The 21,932-nt window shown below is 66.9% G+C and carries 20 protein-coding genes; 5 read left to right on the top strand and 15 right to left on the bottom strand.

Annotated elements, in window-relative coordinates; genetic code table 11:
- The first annotated feature begins 247 nt into the window (after positions 1 to 247).
- Entirely contained in the window at positions 248 to 994 is a 747-nt protein-coding gene (locus tag GTK09_RS07705; RefSeq protein ID WP_163462473.1) for a pyridoxine 5'-phosphate synthase, read from the top strand.
- A 31-nt stretch (positions 995 to 1,025) separates the two neighbouring features.
- Positions 1,026 to 2,255 carry an FAD-dependent oxidoreductase gene (locus GTK09_RS07700; RefSeq protein ID WP_163462472.1) on the top strand — a complete coding sequence of 410 codons (1,230 nt, stop codon included), beginning with the start codon at positions 1,026 to 1,028 and terminating at the stop codon, positions 2,253 to 2,255.
- 238 nt (positions 2,256 to 2,493) lie between these two features.
- On the opposite strand, the gene GTK09_RS07695 is transcribed toward GTK09_RS07700, so the two are convergent.
- Positions 2,494 to 2,643, bottom strand: a complete 150-nt coding sequence (locus tag GTK09_RS07695; RefSeq protein WP_163462471.1) for a lmo0937 family membrane protein — start codon at positions 2,641 to 2,643, stop codon at positions 2,494 to 2,496.
- A gap of 215 nt (positions 2,644 to 2,858) precedes the next feature.
- Between GTK09_RS07695 and GTK09_RS07690 the strand changes: the two genes are divergently transcribed.
- The gene (locus GTK09_RS07690; protein WP_163462470.1) at positions 2,859 to 5,255 is read left to right on the top strand and encodes an oxidoreductase; all 2,397 of its coding nucleotides are present in this window, start codon (positions 2,859 to 2,861) and stop codon (positions 5,253 to 5,255) included.
- A gap of 206 nt (positions 5,256 to 5,461) precedes the next feature.
- The gene (locus tag GTK09_RS07685; protein WP_163462469.1) at positions 5,462 to 6,370 is read left to right on the top strand and encodes a hypothetical protein; all 909 of its coding nucleotides are present in this window, start codon (positions 5,462 to 5,464) and stop codon (positions 6,368 to 6,370) included.
- Positions 6,371 to 6,561: 191 nt separating this feature from the next.
- Here GTK09_RS07685 and GTK09_RS07680 read toward each other — a convergent pair whose 3' ends face one another.
- From GTK09_RS07680 to GTK09_RS07615, 14 genes are all read right to left on the bottom strand, one after another.
- Complete coding sequence (locus GTK09_RS07680) at positions 6,562 to 7,416, bottom strand: hormone-sensitive lipase (RefSeq protein ID WP_163462468.1); 855 nt, start codon at positions 7,414 to 7,416, stop codon at positions 6,562 to 6,564.
- A gap of 105 nt (positions 7,417 to 7,521) precedes the next feature.
- Positions 7,522 to 7,926: a RidA family protein gene (locus tag GTK09_RS07675; protein ID WP_163462788.1), complete on the bottom strand. Its 405-nt coding sequence runs from the start codon at positions 7,924 to 7,926 to the stop codon at positions 7,522 to 7,524.
- Positions 7,927 to 7,973: 47 nt separating this feature from the next.
- On the bottom strand, positions 7,974 to 9,620 hold the full coding sequence (locus tag GTK09_RS07670; protein WP_163462467.1) for an AMP-binding protein: 1,647 nt from the start codon (positions 9,618 to 9,620) through the stop codon (positions 7,974 to 7,976).
- 11 nt (positions 9,621 to 9,631) lie between these two features.
- Positions 9,632 to 10,780 (bottom strand): acyl-CoA dehydrogenase family protein, encoded by a 1,149-nt coding sequence (locus GTK09_RS07665; protein ID WP_163462465.1) that lies wholly within the window; start codon positions 10,778 to 10,780, stop codon positions 9,632 to 9,634.
- 4 nt (positions 10,781 to 10,784) lie between these two features.
- On the bottom strand, positions 10,785 to 11,618 hold the full coding sequence (locus tag GTK09_RS07660) for an enoyl-CoA hydratase family protein (RefSeq protein ID WP_163462463.1): 834 nt from the start codon (positions 11,616 to 11,618) through the stop codon (positions 10,785 to 10,787).
- The gene (locus GTK09_RS07655) at positions 11,615 to 12,163 is read right to left on the bottom strand and encodes a MarR family winged helix-turn-helix transcriptional regulator (protein ID WP_163462461.1); all 549 of its coding nucleotides are present in this window, start codon (positions 12,161 to 12,163) and stop codon (positions 11,615 to 11,617) included. Before GTK09_RS07655 ends, GTK09_RS07660 begins: the two co-directional genes overlap by 4 nt.
- A complete protein-coding gene (locus GTK09_RS07650) occupies positions 12,160 to 12,924 on the bottom strand; it encodes an SDR family NAD(P)-dependent oxidoreductase (protein WP_163462460.1) in 765 nt (254 codons plus the stop codon). Before GTK09_RS07650 ends, GTK09_RS07655 begins: the two co-directional genes overlap by 4 nt.
- A gap of 82 nt (positions 12,925 to 13,006) precedes the next feature.
- A complete protein-coding gene (locus GTK09_RS07645; RefSeq protein ID WP_163462458.1) occupies positions 13,007 to 14,272 on the bottom strand; it encodes a flavin-dependent oxidoreductase in 1,266 nt (421 codons plus the stop codon).
- 55 nt (positions 14,273 to 14,327) lie between these two features.
- Complete coding sequence (locus tag GTK09_RS07640) at positions 14,328 to 14,786, bottom strand: cupin domain-containing protein (RefSeq protein WP_163462456.1); 459 nt, start codon at positions 14,784 to 14,786, stop codon at positions 14,328 to 14,330.
- Positions 14,787 to 15,342: 556 nt separating this feature from the next.
- Positions 15,343 to 16,056: an ABC transporter ATP-binding protein gene (locus GTK09_RS07635; RefSeq protein WP_163462454.1), complete on the bottom strand. Its 714-nt coding sequence runs from the start codon at positions 16,054 to 16,056 to the stop codon at positions 15,343 to 15,345.
- A 16-nt stretch (positions 16,057 to 16,072) separates the two neighbouring features.
- Positions 16,073 to 16,828, bottom strand: a complete 756-nt coding sequence (locus GTK09_RS07630) for an ABC transporter ATP-binding protein (protein WP_163462452.1) — start codon at positions 16,826 to 16,828, stop codon at positions 16,073 to 16,075.
- Positions 16,825 to 17,847 carry a branched-chain amino acid ABC transporter permease gene (locus GTK09_RS07625; protein ID WP_163462450.1) on the bottom strand — a complete coding sequence of 341 codons (1,023 nt, stop codon included), beginning with the start codon at positions 17,845 to 17,847 and terminating at the stop codon, positions 16,825 to 16,827. The genes GTK09_RS07630 and GTK09_RS07625 overlap by 4 nt, the downstream gene beginning before the upstream one ends.
- On the bottom strand, positions 17,844 to 18,770 hold the full coding sequence (locus tag GTK09_RS07620) for a branched-chain amino acid ABC transporter permease (RefSeq protein WP_163462448.1): 927 nt from the start codon (positions 18,768 to 18,770) through the stop codon (positions 17,844 to 17,846). Before GTK09_RS07620 ends, GTK09_RS07625 begins: the two co-directional genes overlap by 4 nt.
- 325 nt (positions 18,771 to 19,095) lie before the next feature.
- Positions 19,096 to 20,277, bottom strand: a complete 1,182-nt coding sequence (locus GTK09_RS07615; RefSeq protein ID WP_163462446.1) for an ABC transporter substrate-binding protein — start codon at positions 20,275 to 20,277, stop codon at positions 19,096 to 19,098.
- 370 nt (positions 20,278 to 20,647) lie between these two features.
- On the opposite strand from GTK09_RS07615, the gene pyrC reads away from it, so the two are divergent.
- A complete protein-coding gene (gene pyrC, locus GTK09_RS07610) occupies positions 20,648 to 21,697 on the top strand; it encodes a dihydroorotase (protein ID WP_163462787.1) in 1,050 nt (349 codons plus the stop codon).
- Positions 21,698 to 21,932 lie beyond the last annotated feature (235 nt).

Here is a 21,932-nt window from a genome sequence, read left to right as displayed (position 1 = left end):
GGCGTCAAAGCAAGTTTTTTTGCACGGCCTCTTGCCGGATCGCAGCCCCGCAAGATGTTCGTGCGATTGGACTTTGTCGACATTCGTCGGCTCCCGGCCCGCACCCGCGGCAGGGGGCTGGACCCGGGCTCCAGTCTCGATCACTGCGGCCACGATGGAGGCGCGGCCTTGCGCCGGCGCCGCGATGGCGCGATGGAGCGTTCCGCCGGCCGTGGCCTTGCCGGCAAGACGGGGAAGGATGGGAAACATGACGGTCGAACTTTCGGTGAACCTCAATGCCGTCGCCATGCTGCGCAATCGCCGGGATCTGCCCTGGCCGAGCGTCATCGGCCTGGGGCGCATCGCACTTGCGGCAGGCGCCCATGGCCTGACCGTCCATCCGCGGCCCGACCAGCGGCATATCCGCTTCTCGGATTTGCCGGAGATTCGTGCCCTCATCGACGAAGAGTTTCCCGAGGCCGAGTTCAACATCGAGGGCTATCCGTCGAAGGAGTTCCTCGACCTCGTCTCGGCGGCGCGGCCGGAGCAGGTGACGCTTGTGCCGGACGATCCGTCGCAGCCGACATCCGATCACGGCTGGGATTTTGCGGCCGCGGGTGGCTTTCTCGAGCCGATCGTGGCGCGGCTTCGGGGCGAGGGCGCACGGGTCTCGCTGTTTGCGGACGCCGACCCGGCGCAGATCCCGGCTGCGGCCGCGACCGGCTGCGACCGGATCGAGCTCTATACCGGCCCCTACGGCGCAACCCATGCCGACGCGGCGGCCGCCCGGGCGGAAATTGACAGGCTGGGGCAGACTGCCGACGCGGCGCTCGGCCTCGGCCTCGGCGTCAATGCCGGCCACGATCTGACGCTTGCCAACCTGCCGCCGCTCCTCGCCCGCATCCCGGATCTCGCCGAGGTGTCGATCGGCCACGGCCTCACCGCCGATGCGCTGGAATTCGGCATGGCCGAGACGGTGCGGCGCTACCGGCGGGCCTGCGGCCAGGCGGTGTGAAGATGGCGCTCGTCGTACTCCGCCGCCGCTGATGAAGCCGCTGGAGATCGCCGTCGCCGGCGCAGGGCCGGCCGGCCTCGCCGCGGCACTGCTGCTCTGTCGCCAAGGGCACCGCGTCACCGTCTTCGAGCGTTTCGCCGAACCACAGCCGGTCGGCTCGGGGCTGATGCTGCAGCCGACCGGCCTGTCGGTCATGGCCGCGCTCGGCCTCGTCGAACCGGCGGTGGCGCGCGGCAAGATCATCAGGCGGCTGGAGGGCCGGGACACCGAGAGCCTGCGGCGTGTGCTCGACATCGCCTATGGCGGCGGCGGGGCCGGCCGCTTCGGGCTGGCGATCCACCGGCACGCCTTGTTCGACATCCTGTTCGATGCGGTGAAGGCCGAAGGCGTCGCGGTGGAGAGGGGGTTCGACTGCGATCGGACAGAACCCGGCGACCGCGCCATCCGTCTCGTTTCGTCGAAGGGCGTCCGCAGCGCCGGCTTCGATCTCGTCGTCGACGCGAGTGGCGCCCGTTCCCGTCTTCGCGCCGCGATCGCGGGTGCGAGCGAGCCGTGCCCGCTGCCCTATGGTGCGATCTGGACGAGCGTCGCCTTTTCCGGCGAGACGGCCGGCGACGTGCTCGTCCAGCGCTATCGCCGCGCCAGCGTGATGATCGGCGTCCTGCCGCTCGGCCGGCCCTTCGGCGACGGCGAAGACAAGGCGGCGCTGTTTTTCAGCCTCAAGCCCGGGGATTACCCGGCACATCAGGCTGCAGGTTATCCGGTCTTTCACGAGCGCATTGCGGCATCCTTTCCCGAGGCGGCGCCGCTTTTTGCCCGGGCGGGCGGCTTCGAGGCGTTCACGCTCGCCCGTTATGGCCACCACACGGTGGCATCCCCGGTCGGCGAACGGCTCGTCCTGATCGGCGACGCGGCGCATTCGGCGAGCCCACAGCTCGGCCAGGGCGCCAACATGGCGCTGCTCGACGCAGCCGCCCTGGCGGCCGCCCTGAGGGGGGCGGTCGACCTCACGACGGCGCTGGCCGGCTACGCCGCCCGCAGGCACTTCCATCTCAGGGTTTTCCAGATGCTTTCGGCGCTGTTCACTCCGGTCTACCAGTCGGATTCGCGGGCCCTGCCGCTCCTGCGTGACCGCCTCGTCCCGGTCCTCGCCGGCGTTCCGCCGCTGCCGAAGCTCCTGGGCAGGATCGTCTGCGGCACGCTGGTCGATCCCTTTTCGGGCGCGGGGATCGCCGAGCCGGATTGGCGCGAAGTCGGGTAGGCCCTTCGCTCGGCAACTGCCGGAGTCGGGCAGTCGCTCAAAACGTCTTCCGCCTTATCGACGTGGGGACGAAAAAGCCTCGACGGTCTGGTCGGCCACCGGCGTCTGCGTCACGCGGTGGATTTGGGGACAGGCGCGGGAGGTTACGACGCGTTGACGGGCGCCCGTGCAGATTGTGCCGGCGCGCAAGGCGCTTTCTGCAGCTACGCGATCTGGGCTGGAAGCGAGAGATACGCCTTCAGAGCCGGCGGCGACCAGTGACCACCTGATAGATGACGACGATGACGGCGATCACCAGCAGGAGATGGATCAGACCGCCGGCCACGTGGAACGCGAAGGCGCCCAGCAGCCAGAGGATGACAAGGATGACGGCGATCGTCCACAACATGGGTCTTTCCTTCAGGCTCGGCCGGTATGCGGTCGGCTCACGCATATGTGAACCGCTGGTGATGCAGATCGGTTCCGATCGGCCGGCAACTTGCCTGACGCAATGGATTGAGGGCTGTAGTCCTCGGTGATTCAACGAAAAGGGGAGCAAGGAGAGGATTGATCGAGATATGCTTTAAGCCTAAACTAATCCTGATGGGTCGAAAGGAGCAGGCGATGCGCATCACGGTGATCGGCGGCGGCCCCGGCGGGCTCTATTTCGCGCTCCTGACCAAAAAGCGTCGGCCAGAGTGGGACGTTTCCGTCTACGAGCAGAACCGCGCGGACGATACCTTCGGCTTTGGCGTCGTCTTCTCCGACGAGACGCTGCACGAGTTCCTGTCGCGCGATCCGAAGTCCTTCGACCGCATCCGCGACGACTTCGCTTATTGGGACGATGTCGCGGTCCACAAGCACGGAGCCGAGATACGCTGCGCCGGCAACGGCTTTGCCGGCATCTCGCGCATGAAGCTCCTCGCCATCCTGCAGGGGCGCTGCCGGGAGGAGGGCGTCGAGATGCATTTCGGCGTCTCGATCCCGCCGGAGGAGATCGCCACCCGCTTTGCCGATTCCGACGTCGTGGTCGCGGCGGACGGGGTGAATTCGCGCATCCGCGAGCATTTTCGCGAGAGTTTCATGCCGGAGGTGGCGGTCCAGTCGAACCGCTTCTGCTGGATGGGCTCGACCCGGCCGATGGACGAGTTCAACTACTTCTTCCGCGAGACCCGGCACGGCATCATCTGCGCCCACACCTATCAGTACGAGAAGGGCCGCTCGACCTGGATCTTCGAGATGGACGACGCCTGCTGGCGCGGCCACGGCTTCGACCAGATGGACGAGGAAGGCTCGAAGGCGGTGCTCGAAAGCCTCTATGCCGAAGAGCTGCAGGGCCATCCGCTGCTTCTCAACCGGTCGAACTGGCGGCAGTTTCCGCGGATCTTCTGCGACAGGTGGTGGCACGAGAACATCGTCCTCCTCGGCGACGCCAAGGCCTCGGCCCATTACTCCATCGGCTCGGGCACCAAGCTTGCCATGGAATGCGCCATCTCGCTGTCCGACGCGGTAGTCGAGCATGCCGAAACCAGCACCCTCAAAGCTTTTGAGGCCTATGAGGCCGAGCGCCGCACGCCCTGCCAGATCATCCAGCACAATGCCGACGTCTCGCTTGCCTGGTTCGAGCACATGAACCGATCCTGGGACATGAGCGCGGAGCAGTTCGCCATGGTGGTGATGTGCCGGGCGAAATCGATCACCTACGACAATCTGGTCGTCCGCGATCCGGGCTTCGTCGAAAAGGTCGACACCGCCTTCTACGAGCAGCTCTATCGGCAGACTGGCGAGGACTACCGCAAAAGCCGGCCGACGCCGATGTTCACGAAGTTCAAGCTGCGCGACATGGTCGTCGAGAACCGCGTCGTCATGTCCCCGATGGCGCAATATTCCGCCGACGAGGACGGCAACCTCACCGACTGGCACTTCGTCCATTACACCTCGCATGCCCTCGGCGGCGCCGGCATGGTGTTCGTCGAGATGACTTGCCCGTCGGCCGATGCGCGCATCACGCCGGGCTGTCCGGGCCTGTGGACCGACGCGCAGGAGGCGCAGTTCAAGCGCATCAACGACTTCGTCCACGCCCATTCGAAGACGAAGATGGTGATGCAGCTCGGCCATGCCGGCCGCAAGGGCTCGACCCAGCTCGGCTGGCAGAAGATGGACATGCCGCTTGAGGACAAGGCGAAGAACTGGCCGCTCTTTTCGGCCTCGGCCCTCCCATACATGGATGGCGTCAGCGCCGCCCCGAAGGCGATGGACCGGTCCGACATGGACCGGATCAAGACCGACTTCGTCCAGGCGACGGAGCGGGCGGAGCGCGCCGGTTTCGACATGGTCGAACTCCACTGCGCCCATGGCTACCTCCTCGCCTCGTTCCTGTCGCCGCTGACCAATCGGCGCGAGGACGAGTATGGCGGCTCCATCGAAAACCGGCTGCGCTATCCGCTCGAAGTCTTTTCGGCGACGCGCGAGGCCTGGCCGGCTCACAAGCCCATGTCGGTGCGCATTTCGGCGAGCGACTGGGCCGAGGGCGGCATCGACGAGGAGGACACCTTCGCGATTTCGCAGGCTTTCGCCGAGGCGGGCTGCGACCTGATCGACGTCTCGGCCGGCCAGACGGTTGCCGAGCAGAAGCCCCTCTACGGCCGGATGTTCCAGGTGAAGTTCGCCGAGGCGATCCGCAACGTCCCGAAGATGGCGGTCATGGCTGTCGGCGCGATCACCGAGGCGGCTCAGGTCAACACCATCCTCCACACCCGCCGGGCCGACTTGGTGGCCCTCGGCCGCCCGCACATGTGGAATCCTTACTTCACCAAGGAGGCCGCCGCCTGGTACGACACGCGCAACCAGCATTGGCCGAAACAGTATCTCGCCGGCCGGGACCAGGCGCACCGCGAGCTGTCGAAAAAGCGCGAGCAGGAAATCGAGACGCGGCGCAAGGCGCGGCCGCGGCCGCATGCCTTGGCGGAAATTGAGACGGAGCGGGGTTTGGCCGTCGGCCCGTCGAGGCCGCGGCCGTAGTCCGCCAGAAAGCCGATGCGCCATCGATGCCTGACCGAGCGACGATCGAGAATGAACGACAAGAAGCCACGAATTTTTACTGGCTGCATTGTGTTGACATCCGTTCGAAAAATGAGATTGGCCGTCATGGATCAATTTTACTTGATGAACTGATATGTGCTTGCAGCCTATCGTAAAGTAACGTCGTTGCAAGCGGAGCTGTGACGATGGGCATTTTCAACACAAAAGTCGCCCTTCTCGGAGTGGCGATCCTGTTCGCATGCGCTTCAAGTGTCTTCGCCTTTGCCGTCTACGGTGCCATAGGGGCAAAATATGCCGCCCTCGGGCGCGAAGCGGGGCCGCTCGGCGCGCCGATGAGCGATGAGGCGGATGCGCCTGGAGGTGGACGGTTCAACAATTTCCGCAACGGTGCGATCTACTGGCACCCGACGATCGGCGCTTTTGCGGTCTGGGGTGCGATTGAGGACAAGTGGACGTCGCTTGGCCGGGTCGGCTACGGATACCCGATCACCGACGAAACGGTGACGCCCGACCGTCGGGGGCGCTTCAATCACTTCCGGCAGATCAATCTTCCCGGCAGACCGGAATCCTCGATCTACTGGACGCCGCAGACCGGCGCCCACGCCGTCTATGGAGCGATCCGCCAGAAATGGGCGTCGATGGGCTGGGAGCGCGGTGCGCTGGGCTACCCGATCAGCGATGAATATCAGGATGGACAATATCGCCGTTCGGACTTCGAGGGCGGGTCGATCCGCTGGACCGCGCAAGGCGGGGCCGTGACGATCCCGAAGGCCCGTGCGGGCTGTACCATCTACGAGCACCGGGACTATGGCGGAGCGAGCCTTCGTTTCGGCGACTTCGACCGTATCCGGATGGTGAATGGCGAAAGCGTCGGCTGCACCACCAACGGCCATTCGGCCGGATGCGAGAGCATCCTCTACAAGCCCTCATGGAACGATAAGGTCTCCTCCTTCCAGGTCGGCGGCGGCTGCACCATCACCTTGTGGAAGCACATCAATTCGGGCGAGCCCCACTTCCGAAGCAACCGAAGCTATTCCTATGTCGGCGGTGCCTGGAATGACCAAGCGTCCGAAGCGCTCTGTTCCTGCCAGTGATCGCCGCGTGACACAGGTGGCGCGGCATGCCGCGTGATGCAGCCGGTCAAGCGAGTCACGCCGCAATGTGGCTCGCGGCCCTTGGGTCCGCGACGTAGGGCCGTGGCGGAGAACGCCTTGAAAAGGATGGCCGATGCGCAAAGGCTCCGGGCATTTCCGGGGTCTGCCTGCGCGTGGGGCTTTTCCCGAAGTCAGGCTGTGCCAGCGAGATATGCGACGAGCTCGCTCGCTGGGTCGATCAGGTCGTCGACGATGTCGAAGTGATGCCGGCCCGGCCGCTCGACGGCACGGGTCCTGCCGCCGAAGCCGTGCCAGGCGTTTGCAAGGAGGGCGTTCTGGCGGCGGAATTCCGGCAGTTCCGCCCCGCCGGCGAGGCAGAGAAGGTCGACGCCCGCCCTCGGCTCCAGAAGCGCCGGGCTCTCCGCCCGCGCCGTCCGCGCGTCGAGACCGAGGACGGCGTTCATGCCGGTCAGCATGATCGGGCGCAGATCGTGGCAGCCGCTGATCGAGGCCGTGCGGTCGATCCGCGCGGCGGTCTCGGCCGCGATCGGTGCACCCTGGCAGAGCATGCGGGTAACGAGATGGCCGCCGGCGGAATGGCCGGAGAGCCGGATCGGGCCGGGGATCCTCACTGCCACCTGATCGAGGAAGTGGCCGATCTCGCGGGTGATCTCGGGGATCGTCGCTTCGGGGCAGAGCGTATATTCCGGCATGGCGACGGCAAAGCCTGTCGCCAGGGCGCCGCCGGCGAGATGGGACCAGTCGGCGATGTCGCGGGCCTTCCAGTAGCCGCCATGGACGAAGACGACCAAGCCCTTCGGCTCGGCTTCCGGCCGGAAGAGGTCGTAATGCTGACGCGGCTTGTCGCCATAGGAGACGCCGAGTTCGGCGCGGCCCGCCGCCGTCAAAGCCTCGCGAAACGCTTGAGCCTTCGCCTGCCAGCGCGGCAGGTAGCTCGCGGCGTCGGTGATTGAGCCGCCATTGTCATAGGCGGCGTCGTAGTCGGCGATCGGTTCGCCGCCCGTCCAGATTGCGTCATAGGCCATGGGGCGCAGCTTCCTTCGATGGGGGCCGACCGTTCGCGGGGAACTGCCGGGAGAGACTTGATGCGTTGGGCGGGCCGGAGGCGCAAGCATCCCGGCCCGTCGCCATCAATCCGGCAGGATCGCCGTCGCCTCGATCTCGACGAGAGCCTGTTCTTCGACGAGATCGGAAACCTCGACCAGCGCCATTGCCGGATAGTGCCGGCCGAGCACCCGGCGATAGACCGGCCCGAGTTCGGCGAGGGAGGCCCGATAGGTCGCAATGCTCTTCACGTACCAGGTGAGGCGGGCGATGTGCTCCGGCCGGCCGCCAGCCGCGGCGACGACGGCGACGACGTTCTTCAGCGTCTGCTCGACCTGCGGAATGAAACCGTCGGCGAACACCTCGTTGTCGTCCCAGCCGATCAGCCCGCCGGTGAGCACCAGACGGCCGCGGCCCATCATGCCGTTGGCATAGCCCTTCGGCTTCTTCCAGCCTTCCGGCTGCAGCACCGTCAGCCCCTCGTCGTCCATCCCTGCGGCGGACGTCTCCGTCTCGCCGGCGACCGGCCGGGTGAGATTCACGCGTTTTCTCCCTGTCTTTGCGCCTCTTCCTCCGCCTGACGGCGCAGGGCGAAGCGCTGCATCTTGCCGGATTGGGTCTTCGGCAGCCCGTCGACGAAGACGATCTGGCGCGGATATTTGTATGGCGCGAGCTCGCGCTTCACATGGTCCTGCAGGTCCTTGGCAAGGGCCGGCGTGTCCTCGTAGCCTTCGGCCAGCACCACATAGGCGCGCACGACATGGCCGCGCTCGGGATCGGGCGCTCCCACCACTCCCGTCTCCATCACGGCGGGATGGGAGAGCAGCGCCGCCTCGACCTCCGGTCCGGCGATGTTGTAGCCGGCCGAGACGATCATGTCGTCGTTGCGCGCCTGGAACCAGAAATAGCCGTCCTCGTCCTCGACATAGGTGTCGCCGGTGACGTTCCAGCCCTTCTCGACATAGACCCGCTGGCGCTCGTCGGCGAGATAGCGGCAGCCGATCGGGCCGCGCACGGCGAGCCGCCCCGACGTGCCGCGCGGCATCTCGTTGCCCTCGAAGTCGACGATCTTCGCCTCGTAGCCCGGCACCGGCTTTCCCGTCGCGCCGGGGCGGATCTCGTCCTCCCGCGCGGCGATGAAGATGTGCAGCATCTCGGTCGCGCCGATGCCGTCCATCAGCTTGATGCCGGTCGCCTCGTGCCAGGCGTCGAAGGTCGGCTTCGGCAGGGTCTCGCCGGCCGAGACGCATTTGCGCAAGGACGAGAGGTCGTATTCGTCGAGTTTCGACAGGATGGCGCGATAGGCCGTCGGCGCGGTGAAGGAGATCGTCGCCTTGTATTCGCCGATCGCCTTGGCGAGATCCGCCGGCCCGGCCTTTTCGAGCAGCACCGCCGAGGCGCCGACCCGGAACGGGAAGAGCACGAGGCCGCCGAGCCCGAAGGTGAAGGCGAGCGGCGGCGAGCCGATGAAGACGTCGTCTTCGTTCGCCTGGAGGATCTCCTTGGCGTAGCAGTCGCAGATGACGAGGAGGTCGCGTTGATAGTGGATCGTCGCCTTCGGAAGCCCGGTGGTGCCCGAGGTGAAGCCGAGGAGGCAGGGATCGTCGGCCCGCGTCGGTGCGGCTTCGAACCGGTCGGAGGCACCCTCCAGGAGGGCGCCGAGTTCGCCGCCCGCCGTGCCCGACCATGTGACGACGCGCGGCCGCTCGGCGGCAAGATCCGTGGCCTTCTCCATCTCCTCGCCGAGCGCCGCATCGGACAGGACGAGACCGATCTTCGCCTTGTCGAGGATCTGCACGAGTTCGCGGGAACGCAGCAGCGGCATGGTGGCGACGACGATCCCGCCGGCCTTGATGATCGCCATGTAGAGCGCGACCTTGGTCGGGTTGTTCGCCGAGCGCAAAAGGACGCGGGCGCCGGGCACGAGGCCGAGCTTCTGCGTCAGGACATTCGCCATGCGGTCGATCGTCCGGGCGAGATCGCCATAGGTCCAGCGTACACCGCCGGGCGCGAGCAGGGCAGGCCGGTCGCCGCGGCCCTCGCTGACATGCCGGTCGACCAGCTCGACCGTCGCGTTCAGCATCTCCGGATAGCCGAGCCGGTCGAGATTGACGAAGTCGGGCATCAGATCCGCCGGCGGCAGATTGTCGAGGACGAAGCGGTCGACATGGCATGTAGCGGACATGGCGGATCTCCTCAGGACGACAGGAGTTGGCGGGCGATGATCAGCTTCTGCACTTCCGTGGCACCCTCGTAGATCCGCAGCGCCCGGATCTCGCGGTAGAGCGTCTCCGGCACCGAGCCGGAGCGCACGCCTTCGCCGCCGTGCAGCTGCACGGCGCGGTCGATGACCTCTTGCGCGCTTTCGGTGGCGACCATCTTGGCCATCGCCGCCTCGCGGGTGATGCGCGGCGCGCCGGCGTCTCGGGTCCACGCGGCGCGATAGACGAGGAGGGCGGAGGTATCGATCGCCGTCGCCATTTCGGCCAGCGCGGTCTGGGTCAGCTGCATGTCGGCCAGTGGCGCGTCGAAGAGTTTTCGCGTTTGGGCGCGCTCCAATGTGACGTCCAGCGCCCGGCGGGCAAAGCCGAGCGCCGCGGCGCCGACCGTCGAGCGGAAGACGTCGAGGGTCGCCATGGCGATCTTGAAACCGGCGCCGGCCTCGCCGATGCGGTTCGTAGCCGGAATGCGGCAGTCCTCGAATGTCAGCCGGGCGAGGGGATGCGGGGCGATCGTCTCCAGCCGCTCGGCGACGATGAGGCCGGACGTGTCGGCCGGCACCGAAAAGGCCGAAAGGCCGCGGGCGCCGGGCGCCTCGCCGGTGCGGGCGAAGACGACGTAGTGGCCGGCGATGCCGCCATTGGAGATCCAGGTCTTCTCCCCGTCGAGCCGGACCATGTCGTTGCCGGCGGGGGTGGCTGCGAGCGCGATCTCGGCGACGTCGGAGCCGGCCTCGGGCTCGGTCAGGGCAAAGGCCGCGATGGTCTTGCCCGAGCGAACACCGGGCATGACCCGCTCTTTCAACGCCTCGCTGCCCGACAGCGTCAAAGCGCCGGTGCCGAGCCCCTGCATGGCGAAGGCGAAGTCGGCGAGCCCGTCATGGCGGGCCAAGGTCTCGCGCAGGATGCAGAGGCTGCGGACATCGAAACGTCCGTCCTCGGGCGCCGCGTGGGCGAGGAACCCCGCCGAGCCCATGGCGGCGACGAGGCGCCGGCAGCTGCCATCGACGTCGTGGTGGTCGACCAGCGAGGGGACGTTGGCGGCAGCCCATCCGTCGGCCTCTTCCGCCAGCGCGCGGTGACGCTCTTCGAAGAACGGCCAGTCGAGGAAGCTCTTGTCCGCCACGGCCTCAGTTCCCCTCGAAGACCGGCTTCTGCTTGGCCGCGAAAGCCTCGAAGGCCCGGCGAAAGTCGCCAGTCTTCATGCACAGCGCCTGGGCAATCGCCTCGGCGTCGATCGCCTCCTCGACGCCCATCGCCCATTCCATCTGCAGCATCTTCTTGGTGACGGAATTGGCGTAGGTCGGCCCCTCGGTCAGTGCCTTCGCCATCTCCATCGCGCCGGCGAGCGCCCCGTCCTTCTCCGTCAGGCGGTTGAAGAAGCCCCAGCGCTCGCCCTCCTCGGCGCTCATGAAGCGGCCGGTGTAGAGCAGCTCCGAGGCGCGTCCCTGGCCGATCAGCCGGGGCAGGATGGCGCAGGCGCCCATGTCGCAGCCGGCAAGGCCGACGCGGTTGAACAGGAACGCGACCTTGGCTCCCGTAGCGCCCACCCGCATGTCGGAGGCCATGGCCATGATCGCGCCGGCGCCGGCGCAGACGCCTTCCACCGCGGCGACGATCGGCTGCGGGCAGGCGCGCATCTCCTTGACGAGGTCACCGGTCATCGTCGTGAAGGCGTGAAGCTCGGCGGCTTCCATCTTGGTCAGCGGCTCGATGATATCGAAGACGTCGCCGCCGGAGGAGAAGTTGCCGCCCGCGCCGGTGATCACGACCGCCTTGACCGTATCGTCGAAGCGCAGCGCGTGGAACGTGTCGCGCAGCTCGGCATAGCTCTCGAAGGTGAGCGGGTTTTTTCTCTCCGGCCGGTTCAGCGTGACCGTGGCGATGCCGCCGTCGATCGACAGCTGGAAGTGCTCCGGCGAAAAGTCGGTCAGCGGCGCGGCGATGGCGTTCTGGCGTCTCATCGGTCTTCCTCCGGATCGGGCTGTGCCATGGCGTCGCCGTCGCCCTCGGTGGCGACACGCACGGAGAGCTTGAGGTCGCCGAGCCGCGACCACAGCGCCTTCTGGTCTTGAGCGGAGAGGCCGGCGAGAAGCTCGGCCACCCAGTCGCTGTGGGCTCTGGCCATCTTGGCGAAGACGGCCGCGCCGCGCTCGGTGAGGCGAACGAGGGCGGCTCTGCGGTCCCGTTCGGAAACCTGCCGCTCGATCAGCCCTTCCTGGACCAGCCGCTCGACGAGGCCGGTGACATTGCCGTTCGAGACCATCATGCGGCGGGAGAGTTCGCCGAGGAGGATGCCGTCCGGCGCGCGTTCGAGCTGCGCCATCAGGTCGAAGCGGGGCAGGGTGGTGTCGAAATTCTCCCGCAGCCGCTTGCGGATCTCGGCCTCGATGAGATTGGCGCAGGTGAGAAGCCGCAGCCACAGCCGCAGCTCAACCCGGTGATTCACGGTGTCCTCGTCGAGCTTGGATTCGGCGTCGACATGTTCGCGCAGGCGGGTGGAGCTCACATCTCGCCTCCCGCGACCGCAATCGCCTGGCCCGTTACCGCGCCAGCATTCCGTCCGGCGAGCCACAGCACGCAATCTGCGACCTCTTCCGGCGCGATCAGCCGGCCCAGCGGATTGACCTTGGTGAAGTTCTTCAGAAGCTCTTCGCGCGACCGGCCGGTCCTGGCTTCCAGCTTGTCGAGGCTGTCGCCGATCAGCGCCGTGTCGGTATAGCCGGGGCAGACGGCGTTGACGGTGATGCCGGAGCCGGCGAGTTCCTGCGCCAAGGCCCGCGTGAGGCCGACGACCGCATGCTTGGCGGCGGAATAGGCGCCGACATAGGTGTAGCCCTTGAGCCCTGCCGTCGAGGCGACGGTAACGATCCGCCCGCCGCCGCTCTCCTTCATCGCCGGGACCACGGCCTTGATGGCGGTCAAAACCGGCTCGAGGTTGAGCGCCATCATCTGGCGAAGCTGATCGACGTCGAGGCGCGACAAGGGGGCCGTCGAGGCGCCGCCGGCATTGTTGACGAGGACGTCGATCGGGCCGCCGGCCTCCACTGCCGCCGCGATCGCCCGTTGCAGCGCCAGCGCATCGGTGACGTCCGCGGCGATGGCGCCGTGAGCGCCGAGTTCGGCCATTGCCGCGTCGGCGCTTCCCGCCGTGCGGGCATGCGCCGTCACCCGGTCGCCGGCCGCGACGAAGGCGCCGGCGATCGCCCGGCCGATGCCCCGCGAGGAGCCGGTGACGAGGACGTGACGGGGGTGATCGGTCTTGGCCACGGGGCGGATGTCCTGCGCGATTTCCTTTAACCTTAAACTAATTCGGCATAGGCCGGCAACCGGATGTCGCTGTCGAACGAAATCAGCCGTTTGCCGCCCGGCGCTCTGTCACCTGCCGGTCCGCCTCGGTGGCAAAGCCGGCCTTGCCGGCATAGCCGCCGACGATGGCCTTCAGCTCGGCGCGCGGGATGACGTCCTCGACATGGGTGAAACCGGCCGGCGCGCGCTTCTCGACCTCGTCGATGACCCTTTCTGGGCCGCCCCTGCGGTTCATCCGGACGACCTCGGCCGTCACCGGCAGACGCTCGCGCTCATAAGCAAAGAGCGCCTGGCGGGGGTGTTCGGACCGCGCCAGATTGTCGGCGAGGCAGCGGGCATCGAGGATCGCCTGCGAAGCGCCATTGGAGCCGACCGGATACATCGGATGGGCCGCGTCGCCGAGGAGCGTCACCCGGCCGAAGGTCCAACGGGGCAGGGGATCGCGGTCGCACATGGGATATTCGAACACCTGCGGGGTCGCCTCCACCAGGGCCTCGACGTCGAAGTCCGGGATCGCGAAGCGTTTCGCATAGGGCAGAACCAATGACCGCTGGGCGAGGCGCGACCAGCTCTCCTTCGGCGGCGGCGACTTCGCCGCGTCGGCCATCTTGATGTTGACGACCCAGTTCATCAACTGCTTGCCGCCCTCGGCCTCGGCGATGGGATAGAGCACGAATTTCGCCCCCATGCCGCCGCCGATCGCCATGGTCCGGCCGTCCCGCCACGGCGTCCACTCGGTAGCGCCGCGCCACATCAGGACGCCGTTCCAGGAGGGCGCGCCCTCGTCGGGATAGAACAGCCGCCGAGCCGCCGAATGGATGCCGTCGGCGCAGATCAAAACGTCGCCGCGCACCGTTGTGCCGGCAGCGCCCCTGACGGCGTCGGTGAAATGGGCGGTCACCCCGCCCTCGTCCTGGATGCAGCCGGCCAAGGCGAGGCCGGTCTTCACCGACTGGGGGCCGAGACGGTCGATGACAGCATCGTGGATCAGCTTCTGCAGCCGGCCGCGATGGATCGAGAACTGCGGCACCGGATGGCCGGCGTCGATGCCGCGCAGCTCGCGCCACACCTCCTGGCCCTGGCGGTTGTAGTAGTAGAGCTCGCGGGTGCGGATGCCGGTCGCGTCGAGCGCTGGCAGCAGGCCGATCTCGGCGAGTTCGCGGATTGCGTGGGGCAAGGTGTTGATGCCGACGCCGATCTCGCGCACGGCGGCCGACTGCTCGTAGACCTCTGCCTCGATGCCGCGCTTGTGCAGCATCAGGGCCGTGGTGAGCCCGCCGATCCCGGCGCCGACGATGATGACCTTCATGGCATTGTCTCCTTCACCCCTTCACTCGCAAGACACGACGCCGGTCCGCCCCTCCTCAAGCCGCGTCGGGCGGAGGCAGGAAGTCCACCTCGTGGCGGGCGGAGACAGCGACAATGTCGGCCGGATCGGCCTTCGGGCCGAGATTGTGCAGGGCCCAGAAGAGATCGTAGAGCCGCTGGGCCGGCGAGACCCAGAACAGGCACTTCACGTTCGCGTCCGTCTTGTTGAAGAGACCATGGGGAATGCCCTTCGGCAGGCGCACGAGATCGCCCGGCTCGGCAAAGCCTTCCTTTCCGTCGAGCAGGACGTCGAGCCGGCCCTCCAGAATGTAGACGAACTCGTCCTGGGTCGGATGGATGTGCGGCGGCACGAAGGTGCCGACATGGAACGTCGCATGCCAGGAGAACGACGCCTCCGAATGCTGCTTCGGCACGTAGGTCTGGCCGAGGATGTTCCAGCTGATGCCGTCCATCCCCTCGTTGGCCTTGGATACGCCGATGGTCATGACTGGCATGGATGGGGCTCCTTGAGTTGAGTGCTTCTTGAATGCGCCGCGCTTGCCGCCGGCAAGGGCGGTGACCCGTCTTGGATGCGCTGCATCAGCTAGGGGTTGCGAATGGTGGATGCTGAGCCTTGCCTTAGCCGCGGCGCCATTGCCCGGCTTGTCCTCATGGAATTCACGGGACACAAAAAGCTCTTCCAAGACGGTATCTCGCGAAGGAAGGTCGAAATGCCACGGTGCAGAAACTGGAGGCGCCACCCTCAACGGCTCGTCATTCTCGGGCCCCGTCCCGAGAATCCAGGAATCGTCGGGCGCCTTTGGCTTCAGCTGCAGGAGGCGCAAGCGGCAGACGTTGCGGCAGCTACCCCTGGATTCTCGGGACGGGGCCCGAGAATGACGAAGCTGCGGAGTTTCGCCGCCATCCGTCCACGGTGACGCCGCTTGGCACCGGCTTACCAACGAAGCCCCTCTGAGAGGTGTAAATCTTGTGGCGACATGTCCGAGAACGACGGCACTTCGATCCGTCCGCCCGCTCGTCGAGGCGCTCATGGAGCCGGATCGCTGCACCTCACACATGCAGAAACCGCTCCTTCACCGCCGGGGTCGCCCGCAGCTCCGCCGTCGTGCCTGACCAGGCGACGCGGCCCTTTTCGATCACCACGTGGCGGTCGGCGAAGCGGGCCAGCGCGTCGACGTTCTTGTCGATGACGAGGATCGCCTCGCCGGCGTTGCGGATCTCGGTGAGGCAGGCCCAGATCTCCTCGCGGATCAGCGGGGCGAGGCCTTCCGTCGCTTCGTCGAGGACGACGAGGCGCGGATTGGTCATCAGCGCCCGGCCGATGGCGAGCATCTGCTGTTCGCCGCCCGACAGCTGGTTGCCCATGTTGCGGCGGCGCTCCTTCAGCCGGGGAAACAGGGCGTAGACGCTTTCGAGGGTCCATTTCGGGGCGCTCGTTCGGTCGCTGCCCCGGCTGCTGCGGTGGGTGGCGACGAGGTTCTCCTCCACCGACAGGGTCGGAAAGATCTGCCGTCCTTCCGGCACCAGCCCGAGCCCGCGCTTGGCGACGACGTGGGGCGGCTTGCCGGTGACGTCCTCGCCGTCGATCGACACGCGCCCGCCGCGAGGCTTGAGCAGGCCGAAGATCGATTTCACCGTCGTCGTCTTGCCCATGCCGTTGCGGCCGAGCAGGGTGACGACCTCGCCGGCGCCGACGAAGAGGTCGATGCCGAAGAGGATGCGGCTGTCGCCATAGGCGCTTTCGAGGCCCTCGACTTTCAGCATGAGGCGACTTCCTGCATCAGGCGGCCTCCTCTTCGCCGAGATAGGCGGCGCGCACTTCCGGATGGGCGCGAACCTCCTCGGGCGTGCCGGTGGCGATCAGCCGGCCGTAGACGAGGACGCTGACCCTATCGGCCAGCGCGAAGACGGCGTCCATGTCGTGCTCGATGAGAACGATGGTGTGGGTCAGCTTCAGTTCCTGCATCAGCGCGACCAGGACGGCGGATTCCTCGTGGCCGGTGCCGGCTAGCGGTTCGTCGAGGAGGAGGAGCTTGGCCCCCGTCGCCAGCGCGATGGCGATCTCCAGCTGGCGCTTTTCGCCGTGGGAGAGGCTGCCGGCACGGCGGTGCGCCCGGTCGTCGAGCTTGACCCGCGCCAGTGCAGCCCTCGCCTCGTCGTTGAGAGGGCTCTCCTTCGAGGCGGGCCGCAGGAAGCGGAAGCTCGAGCCGGATCGAGCCTGCACTGCCATCGCCGCGTTCTCAAGGACGGTGAAGCCGTCGAGGATCGAGGTGATCTGGAAGGAGCGGGCGAGGCCGCGCCGCACGCGGTCGACCATCGAATGCTTGGTGATGTCCTCGCCGGCGAAGCGAACGGTGCCGGAATCGCTGGCGAGATTGCCGGAGAGCTGGTGGATCAGCGTCGTCTTGCCGGCGCCGTTGGGCCCGATGATGGCGTGGAGCTCGTTGCCGTGAACGTCGAAGCTGACCCCGTCGGTGACGGCGAGGGCGCCGAAGGATTTGCGCAGGTCGGTGACGGCAAGCAGCGGTTCGCTCACGGCCGGGCCCTCCCGAACAGCCGCTCGACGCCGCCGGCGATGCCGCCGCGGGTGAACAGGACGAGGAGGACGAGAAGGACGCCGAGGCCGAGCTTCCAGTGTTCGGAGAAATGCGCCAGCCAGTCCTCCAAAAGGAGGAAGGCGATGGCGCCGCCGATCGGCCCGACAAGGGTGCCCATGCCGCCGAGGACGACCATGACGATGAGCTCGCCCGAGCGCTGCCAGCTCATATAGGCCGGCGAGACGAACTCGGCCTGGTTGGCGAGAAGGACGCCGGCGAGGCCGGCGAGGGCGCCGGCGATGACGTAGGCGGTCAGCTGGAAGGCGAATGGCTGGAAGCCGATCGCCTGCATGCGGATCGGGTTTTCCCGGGTGCCCCGCAGGACGCGGCCGAAGCGCGACAGAGTGAGGGCGCGCAGGCCGAGGAAGGCGCTCGCGAGGACGGCGAGGCTCACATAGAACAGCGAGACGTCGCTGGAGAGCACCGGCAGGCCGAACAGCGTCGAGCGAGCAGACAGCGTCAGGCCGTCGTCGCCGCCATAGGCGGACAGCGAGACCATGAAGAAATAGGCCATCTGGCCGAAGGCGAGCGTGATCATGATGAAGTAGACGCCCTTGGTTCGGAGCGAGATCGCCCCGGTGACGAGGGCAAAGAGCGCGGAGACGCCGATCGCCGCCAGGGCCTGGACGAGGATGTCGTCGATGCCGTGGGACGCCAGGATCGCCACCGCATAGGCGCCGAGGCCGACGAAGGCGGCATGGCCGAAGGAGACCATGGCGCCGTAGCCGAGGACGAGGTCGAGGGACAAGGCGGCGATGGCGAAGACGAGGATGCGCGTCGCCGTGACGACGAGGAACGGATCGCCGATGGCAAGGGCGATCGGTGGCAGCACGGCGAGGGCGGCGAAGATCAGCGCCGCGGCCAGCGCCGATCCGCGTCCGGCCAGCATGCCGCCCCGCCGCGGCGCGACGTCCGGCACCGCGCCGGGAACCGCGACGTTGGAGGTTCCCGCGCTCATGCCGCCGAGCCCTTCGCCGGGAAAAGTCCCGACGGGCGGAAGAACAGGACGGCCGCCATCAGAATGTAGATCAGCATCGGCGCCAGCGTCCGGCCGGTCTGCGAGGCGGCCGACGGGTCCATGACGGCCCTCAGCACGATCGGGCCGAAGGTGCGGCCCAGCGTGTCGACGAGGCCGACCAGGATCGCCGCGACGAAAGCGCCGCGCACCGAGCCGACGCCGCCGATGACGATGACGACGAAGGTGAGGATGAGGACGCCGTCGCCCATCCCCGGCTCGACCGACAGGATCGGCGCGACCATCGCCCCGGCAAAGCCGGCGAGCATCGCGCCGAAGCCGAAGACCAGCATGAACAGCCGGCGGATGTCGACGCCGAGCGCCGAGACCATCGGCGCGTTGACCGCCCCGGCTCTGAGCAGCATGCCGATCCGCGTGTGGTTGACGAGGAGCCACAGGCCGACGGCGGTGAGAAGCCCGGCGGCGATGATGACGACGCGGTAGAACGGATATTGCAGCGGCCCGATCAGCGGGATGGCGCCGGACAGGATTTCCGGGATCGGCACGCTCATCGGCGCGGCGCCCCAGACGATCTTGACGCCCTCGTTGAGGATCAGGATCAGGCCGAAGGTCGCCAGCACCTGGTCGAGGTGATCGCGCTCGTAGAGATGCCGGAATATCAGCACTTCCAGGAACAGGCCGAAGAGGAGGGCGGCCGGCAACGCGATGGCGAGGCCGAGAAGGAAATCGCCGGTGAGCGCCGTGAAGGTCGCGGCGAAATAGGCTCCCACCATGTAGAGGACGCCGTGGGCAAGGTTGATCATGTCCATGATGCCGAAGATCAGCGTCAGCCCCGCCGCGACGAGGAACAAGAGGATCCCGAACTGGACGCCATTCAGCGCCTGGAGGAGGAAGAGGTTGAACATGGATCCTGTGTCGTTCTCATGCTCTGGATCGTCAGAGTGTCCCGAGCAACCGTCAAACTGCGGTGGGCGTGACAGACGAGAGCGCGCTCGAAACGCCAGACGCCCCTCATCCTGAGGTGCGAGCAAAGCGAGCCTCGAAGGGCGAGGGGCGGGCGCTGCCGTTTGAGGCGATTCCCGTTCAAGACCGGAACGGAGCGAGGCCGAGCCGAGCGCCCCTCGCCCTTCGAGGCTCCCATCGCTGCGCTCAGGTCGCACCTCAGGATGAGGGGCTACTGATGCAGCGCGTTGTCTCGCTTGTCGGCGTCGCCCTTCAAGCCCCGACCCCTCAGTTCATCTTGCAGTCCTTGGCATAATTGTCCGCATAATCGTCGAAGATCTTCTTCTCGATCTCAGTCTGATACTTCCCGTCGTCGCGCTTGGCGACCTTGACGAGGTAGAAGTCCTGGATCGGATAGTGGTTCGGGCCGATCTTGAAGTCGCCGCGCAGCGAGGTGAACTCGGCGGCCTGAAGGCCGTCACGCAACGCGTCCTTGGCGGAAAGATCGCCGCCGGCGGCCTTGATCGCCGCGTCGATCATCTGGGCCGCGTCATAGGCCTGCATGGCGTAGGTGCCCGGAACGCTGCCGTATTTCTTCTCATAGGCGGCGACGAAGGCCTTGGACTTCTCGTTGTCCATGTCCGGCGCCCAGTTGGCCCCGCCGAAGAAGCCGACGGCCGCGTCCTTTTGGGCCGGCAGCGTCGTCTCGTCGACGGTGAAGGCGGAGAGGAACGGGATCGTCTCGAGACCGGCCTGGCGATACTGCTTGACGAGGTTCACGCCCATGCCGCCCGGCATGAAGGTGTAGACCGCGTCCGGCTGCATCGCGGCGATCTGGGCGAGTTCGCCGGAAAAGTCGAGCTGGCCGAGCGGGGTGTAGAGCTCGCCGACGACCTCGCCCTTGTAGGAGTGCTTGAAGCCGGCGAGCGCGTCCTTGCCGGCCTGATAGTTCGGCGCCATCAGGAAGACCCGGCCATACCCCTCGTCCTGAGCATATTTGCCGAGAACCTCGTGCACCTGGTCGTTCTGGTAGGAGGAGACGAAGAGGTTCTCGTTGCACTCGGCGCCGGCGAAGTTCGAGGTGCCGGCATTGGGGGAGATCAGGAAGGCGCCGCCGTCGGTGACGGGCTTGGCGATCGCCTGCATGATGTTGGAGAAGATCGGACCGACGACGAAGTCGGCATCGTCCCGCTCGACCAGTTCGCGCGCCTTGTTGGCGGCGACGTCGGGCTTCAGCTCGTCGTCGACCGTCGTTACCTCGGTGTCGAGCCCGCCCAGCTTGCCGCCCATGTCCTCGACCGCCAGCAGGAAGCCGTCGCGAGCCTGTTCGCCGAGCACCGCCGCGGGGCCGGACAGCGTCAGCATCAGGCCGACTTTGAGCTTTTCGCCGGAGTTTTCCTGCGCGAAGGCCGAGCCGGCAAGGGCTGTCGCGGCGAGAAGGCCGATGGCGACGGTGCGGATAGTTGTCATTCCTGCATCTCCCATGCGAAGTGCTTCGGTGGACGGAATCATTGCTCCAGCCCGGCCTGGCGTTACTCGGTCTCGACGCGCGGAGACGCCCGTCTCCCTGTCGAAAATTAGTTTACACGTAAAATAATCCGCCGCAACGGTCCCGGCCACATTTTTGTGCGTGCCGCATTTTGCTGCAGCGCGGCAGGTGGCGGGGGCGCGCCGGAGTGCTCGAACCCGGCGGAAGACAGACTGCCGCGCCACTGGACATCGCGCCGAGGCTCTGTTTCAAACCGGAAAACGCCCGCAAGGTGAGGCCGTACTCAAGGGCGCGGGGCGAACGCCGCAAGCCCGCACCTGCCGCCCCGCCACACGCCGAAGGACCAGACCGATTACCACCGAGATCGATATCATCCGCCCGGACGACTGGCATCTGCATCTTCGCGACGGCGCGATGCTGAAGGCCGTGGCCCCCGTCAGCGCCGCCCTCTACGGCCGCGCCATCGTCATGCCGAACCTCGTGCCGCCGGTTCGCACGCTCGAGGACCTGCGGGCCTATCGCTCCCGCGTCCAGGCGGCGCTGCCGGGCGATACGCGCTTCCGCCCGCTGATGACGCTCTATCTCACCGAGACCACCGACCCGGCGGCGATCACCGAGGGCGCCGCCAGCGGCGAACTCACCGCAGTAAAGCTCTACCCGGCCGGCGCAACGACCAATTCCGACGCCGGCGTGAAGGATTTCTCCCGCGTTCACGAGGTTCTGGAAGCGATGCAGAAGGCCGGGGTGCCGCTGCTCGTCCATGGCGAGGTGACCGATCCCGCGATCGACATCTTCGACCGCGAGGCGGTGTTCATCGAGCGGGTGCTCGCCCCGCTGCGCAAGGACTTCCCGGCGCTCCGCATCGTCATGGAGCACATCACGACTGAGGAGGGCGCATCCTTCGTCGGCGAGGGGGACGAGAATCTCGCCGCGACGATCACGCCGCAGCATCTGATCATCAACCGCACCGACATCTTCAAGGGCGGCATCCGGCCGCATCTCTATTGCCTGCCGATCGCCAAGCGCGAAAACCACCGCCAGGCGCTGCGCAAGGCCGCGACCTCGGGCAGCCCGAAGTTCTTCCTCGGCACGGATTCGGCGCCGCATCTCGTGTCGCTGAAGGAATGCGCCTGCGGCTGCGCTGGCATCTTCAACGCACCGGTCGCGATCCCCTATGTCGCCCAGGTCTTCGACGAGGAAGGCGCGCTCGACAAGCTGGAGGGTTTCGTCTCCCGCAACGGCCCGGCTTTCTACCGGCTGCCCGTCAACGAGGACCGGATCAGGCTGCGGCGCGAAGCGCCGGATCCGGCGATCTTCCGCTCGGTCGATGCCGGAGAGGACGGCAGCGTCGTCGTGTTCCGCCCCGATCGGCCGCTGGAGTGGTCGGTGGTCTCGGACTGACGGGCGAACGCAAGGCGTGGCGCTGCGTTGGCGAATGTCGAAATGCGCTCAAAAACGGCGGTTTGCGAGGGGAATTTCGAGAACTGGGGAGCGCCAGCCCCAACGCCTCGTCATTCTCGGGCCCCGTCCCGAGAATCCTGTGTGTTCGAATTGATGTATGGTGGGAAGCGGGAAGGAGGCCGGGAGAATCCTGGTCGTCCAGAAGACAGACCGCACCCTGGCATGGCCCCTTCCC

This window comes from Jiella pacifica (assembly GCF_010500815.1).
Classification (GTDB): domain Bacteria; phylum Pseudomonadota; class Alphaproteobacteria; order Rhizobiales; family Rhizobiaceae; genus Jiella; species Jiella pacifica.
This window is presented reverse-complemented; position numbering and strand designations above follow the sequence as displayed.

Bases quoted from the DNA above. Each gene is read 5' to 3' on its own strand.
- GTK09_RS07705 (WP_163462473.1), top strand. From the start codon at position 248: ATGACGGTCGAACTTTCGGTGAACCTCAATGCCGTCGCCATGCTGCGC.
- GTK09_RS07700 (WP_163462472.1), top strand. From the start codon at position 1,026: ATGAAGCCGCTGGAGATCGCCGTCGCCGGCGCAGGGCCGGCCGGCCTC.
- GTK09_RS07695 (WP_163462471.1), bottom strand. From the start codon at position 2,643: ATGTTGTGGACGATCGCCGTCATCCTTGTCATCCTCTGGCTGCTGGGC.
- GTK09_RS07690 (WP_163462470.1), top strand. From the start codon at position 2,859: ATGCGCATCACGGTGATCGGCGGCGGCCCCGGCGGGCTCTATTTCGCG.
- GTK09_RS07685 (WP_163462469.1), top strand. From the start codon at position 5,462: ATGGGCATTTTCAACACAAAAGTCGCCCTTCTCGGAGTGGCGATCCTG.
- GTK09_RS07680 (WP_163462468.1), bottom strand. From the start codon at position 7,416: ATGGCCTATGACGCAATCTGGACGGGCGGCGAACCGATCGCCGACTAC.
- GTK09_RS07675 (WP_163462788.1), bottom strand. From the start codon at position 7,926: ATGGACGACGAGGGGCTGACGGTGCTGCAGCCGGAAGGCTGGAAGAAG.
- GTK09_RS07670 (WP_163462467.1), bottom strand. From the start codon at position 9,620: ATGTCCGCTACATGCCATGTCGACCGCTTCGTCCTCGACAATCTGCCG.
- GTK09_RS07660 (WP_163462463.1), bottom strand. From the start codon at position 11,618: ATGAGACGCCAGAACGCCATCGCCGCGCCGCTGACCGACTTTTCGCCG.
- GTK09_RS07645 (WP_163462458.1), bottom strand. From the start codon at position 14,272: ATGAAGGTCATCATCGTCGGCGCCGGGATCGGCGGGCTCACCACGGCC.
- GTK09_RS07640 (WP_163462456.1), bottom strand. From the start codon at position 14,786: ATGCCAGTCATGACCATCGGCGTATCCAAGGCCAACGAGGGGATGGAC.
- GTK09_RS07635 (WP_163462454.1), bottom strand. From the start codon at position 16,056: ATGCTGAAAGTCGAGGGCCTCGAAAGCGCCTATGGCGACAGCCGCATC.
- GTK09_RS07625 (WP_163462450.1), bottom strand. From the start codon at position 17,847: ATGAGCGCGGGAACCTCCAACGTCGCGGTTCCCGGCGCGGTGCCGGAC.
- GTK09_RS07620 (WP_163462448.1), bottom strand. From the start codon at position 18,770: ATGTTCAACCTCTTCCTCCTCCAGGCGCTGAATGGCGTCCAGTTCGGG.
- GTK09_RS07615 (WP_163462446.1), bottom strand. From the start codon at position 20,277: ATGACAACTATCCGCACCGTCGCCATCGGCCTTCTCGCCGCGACAGCC.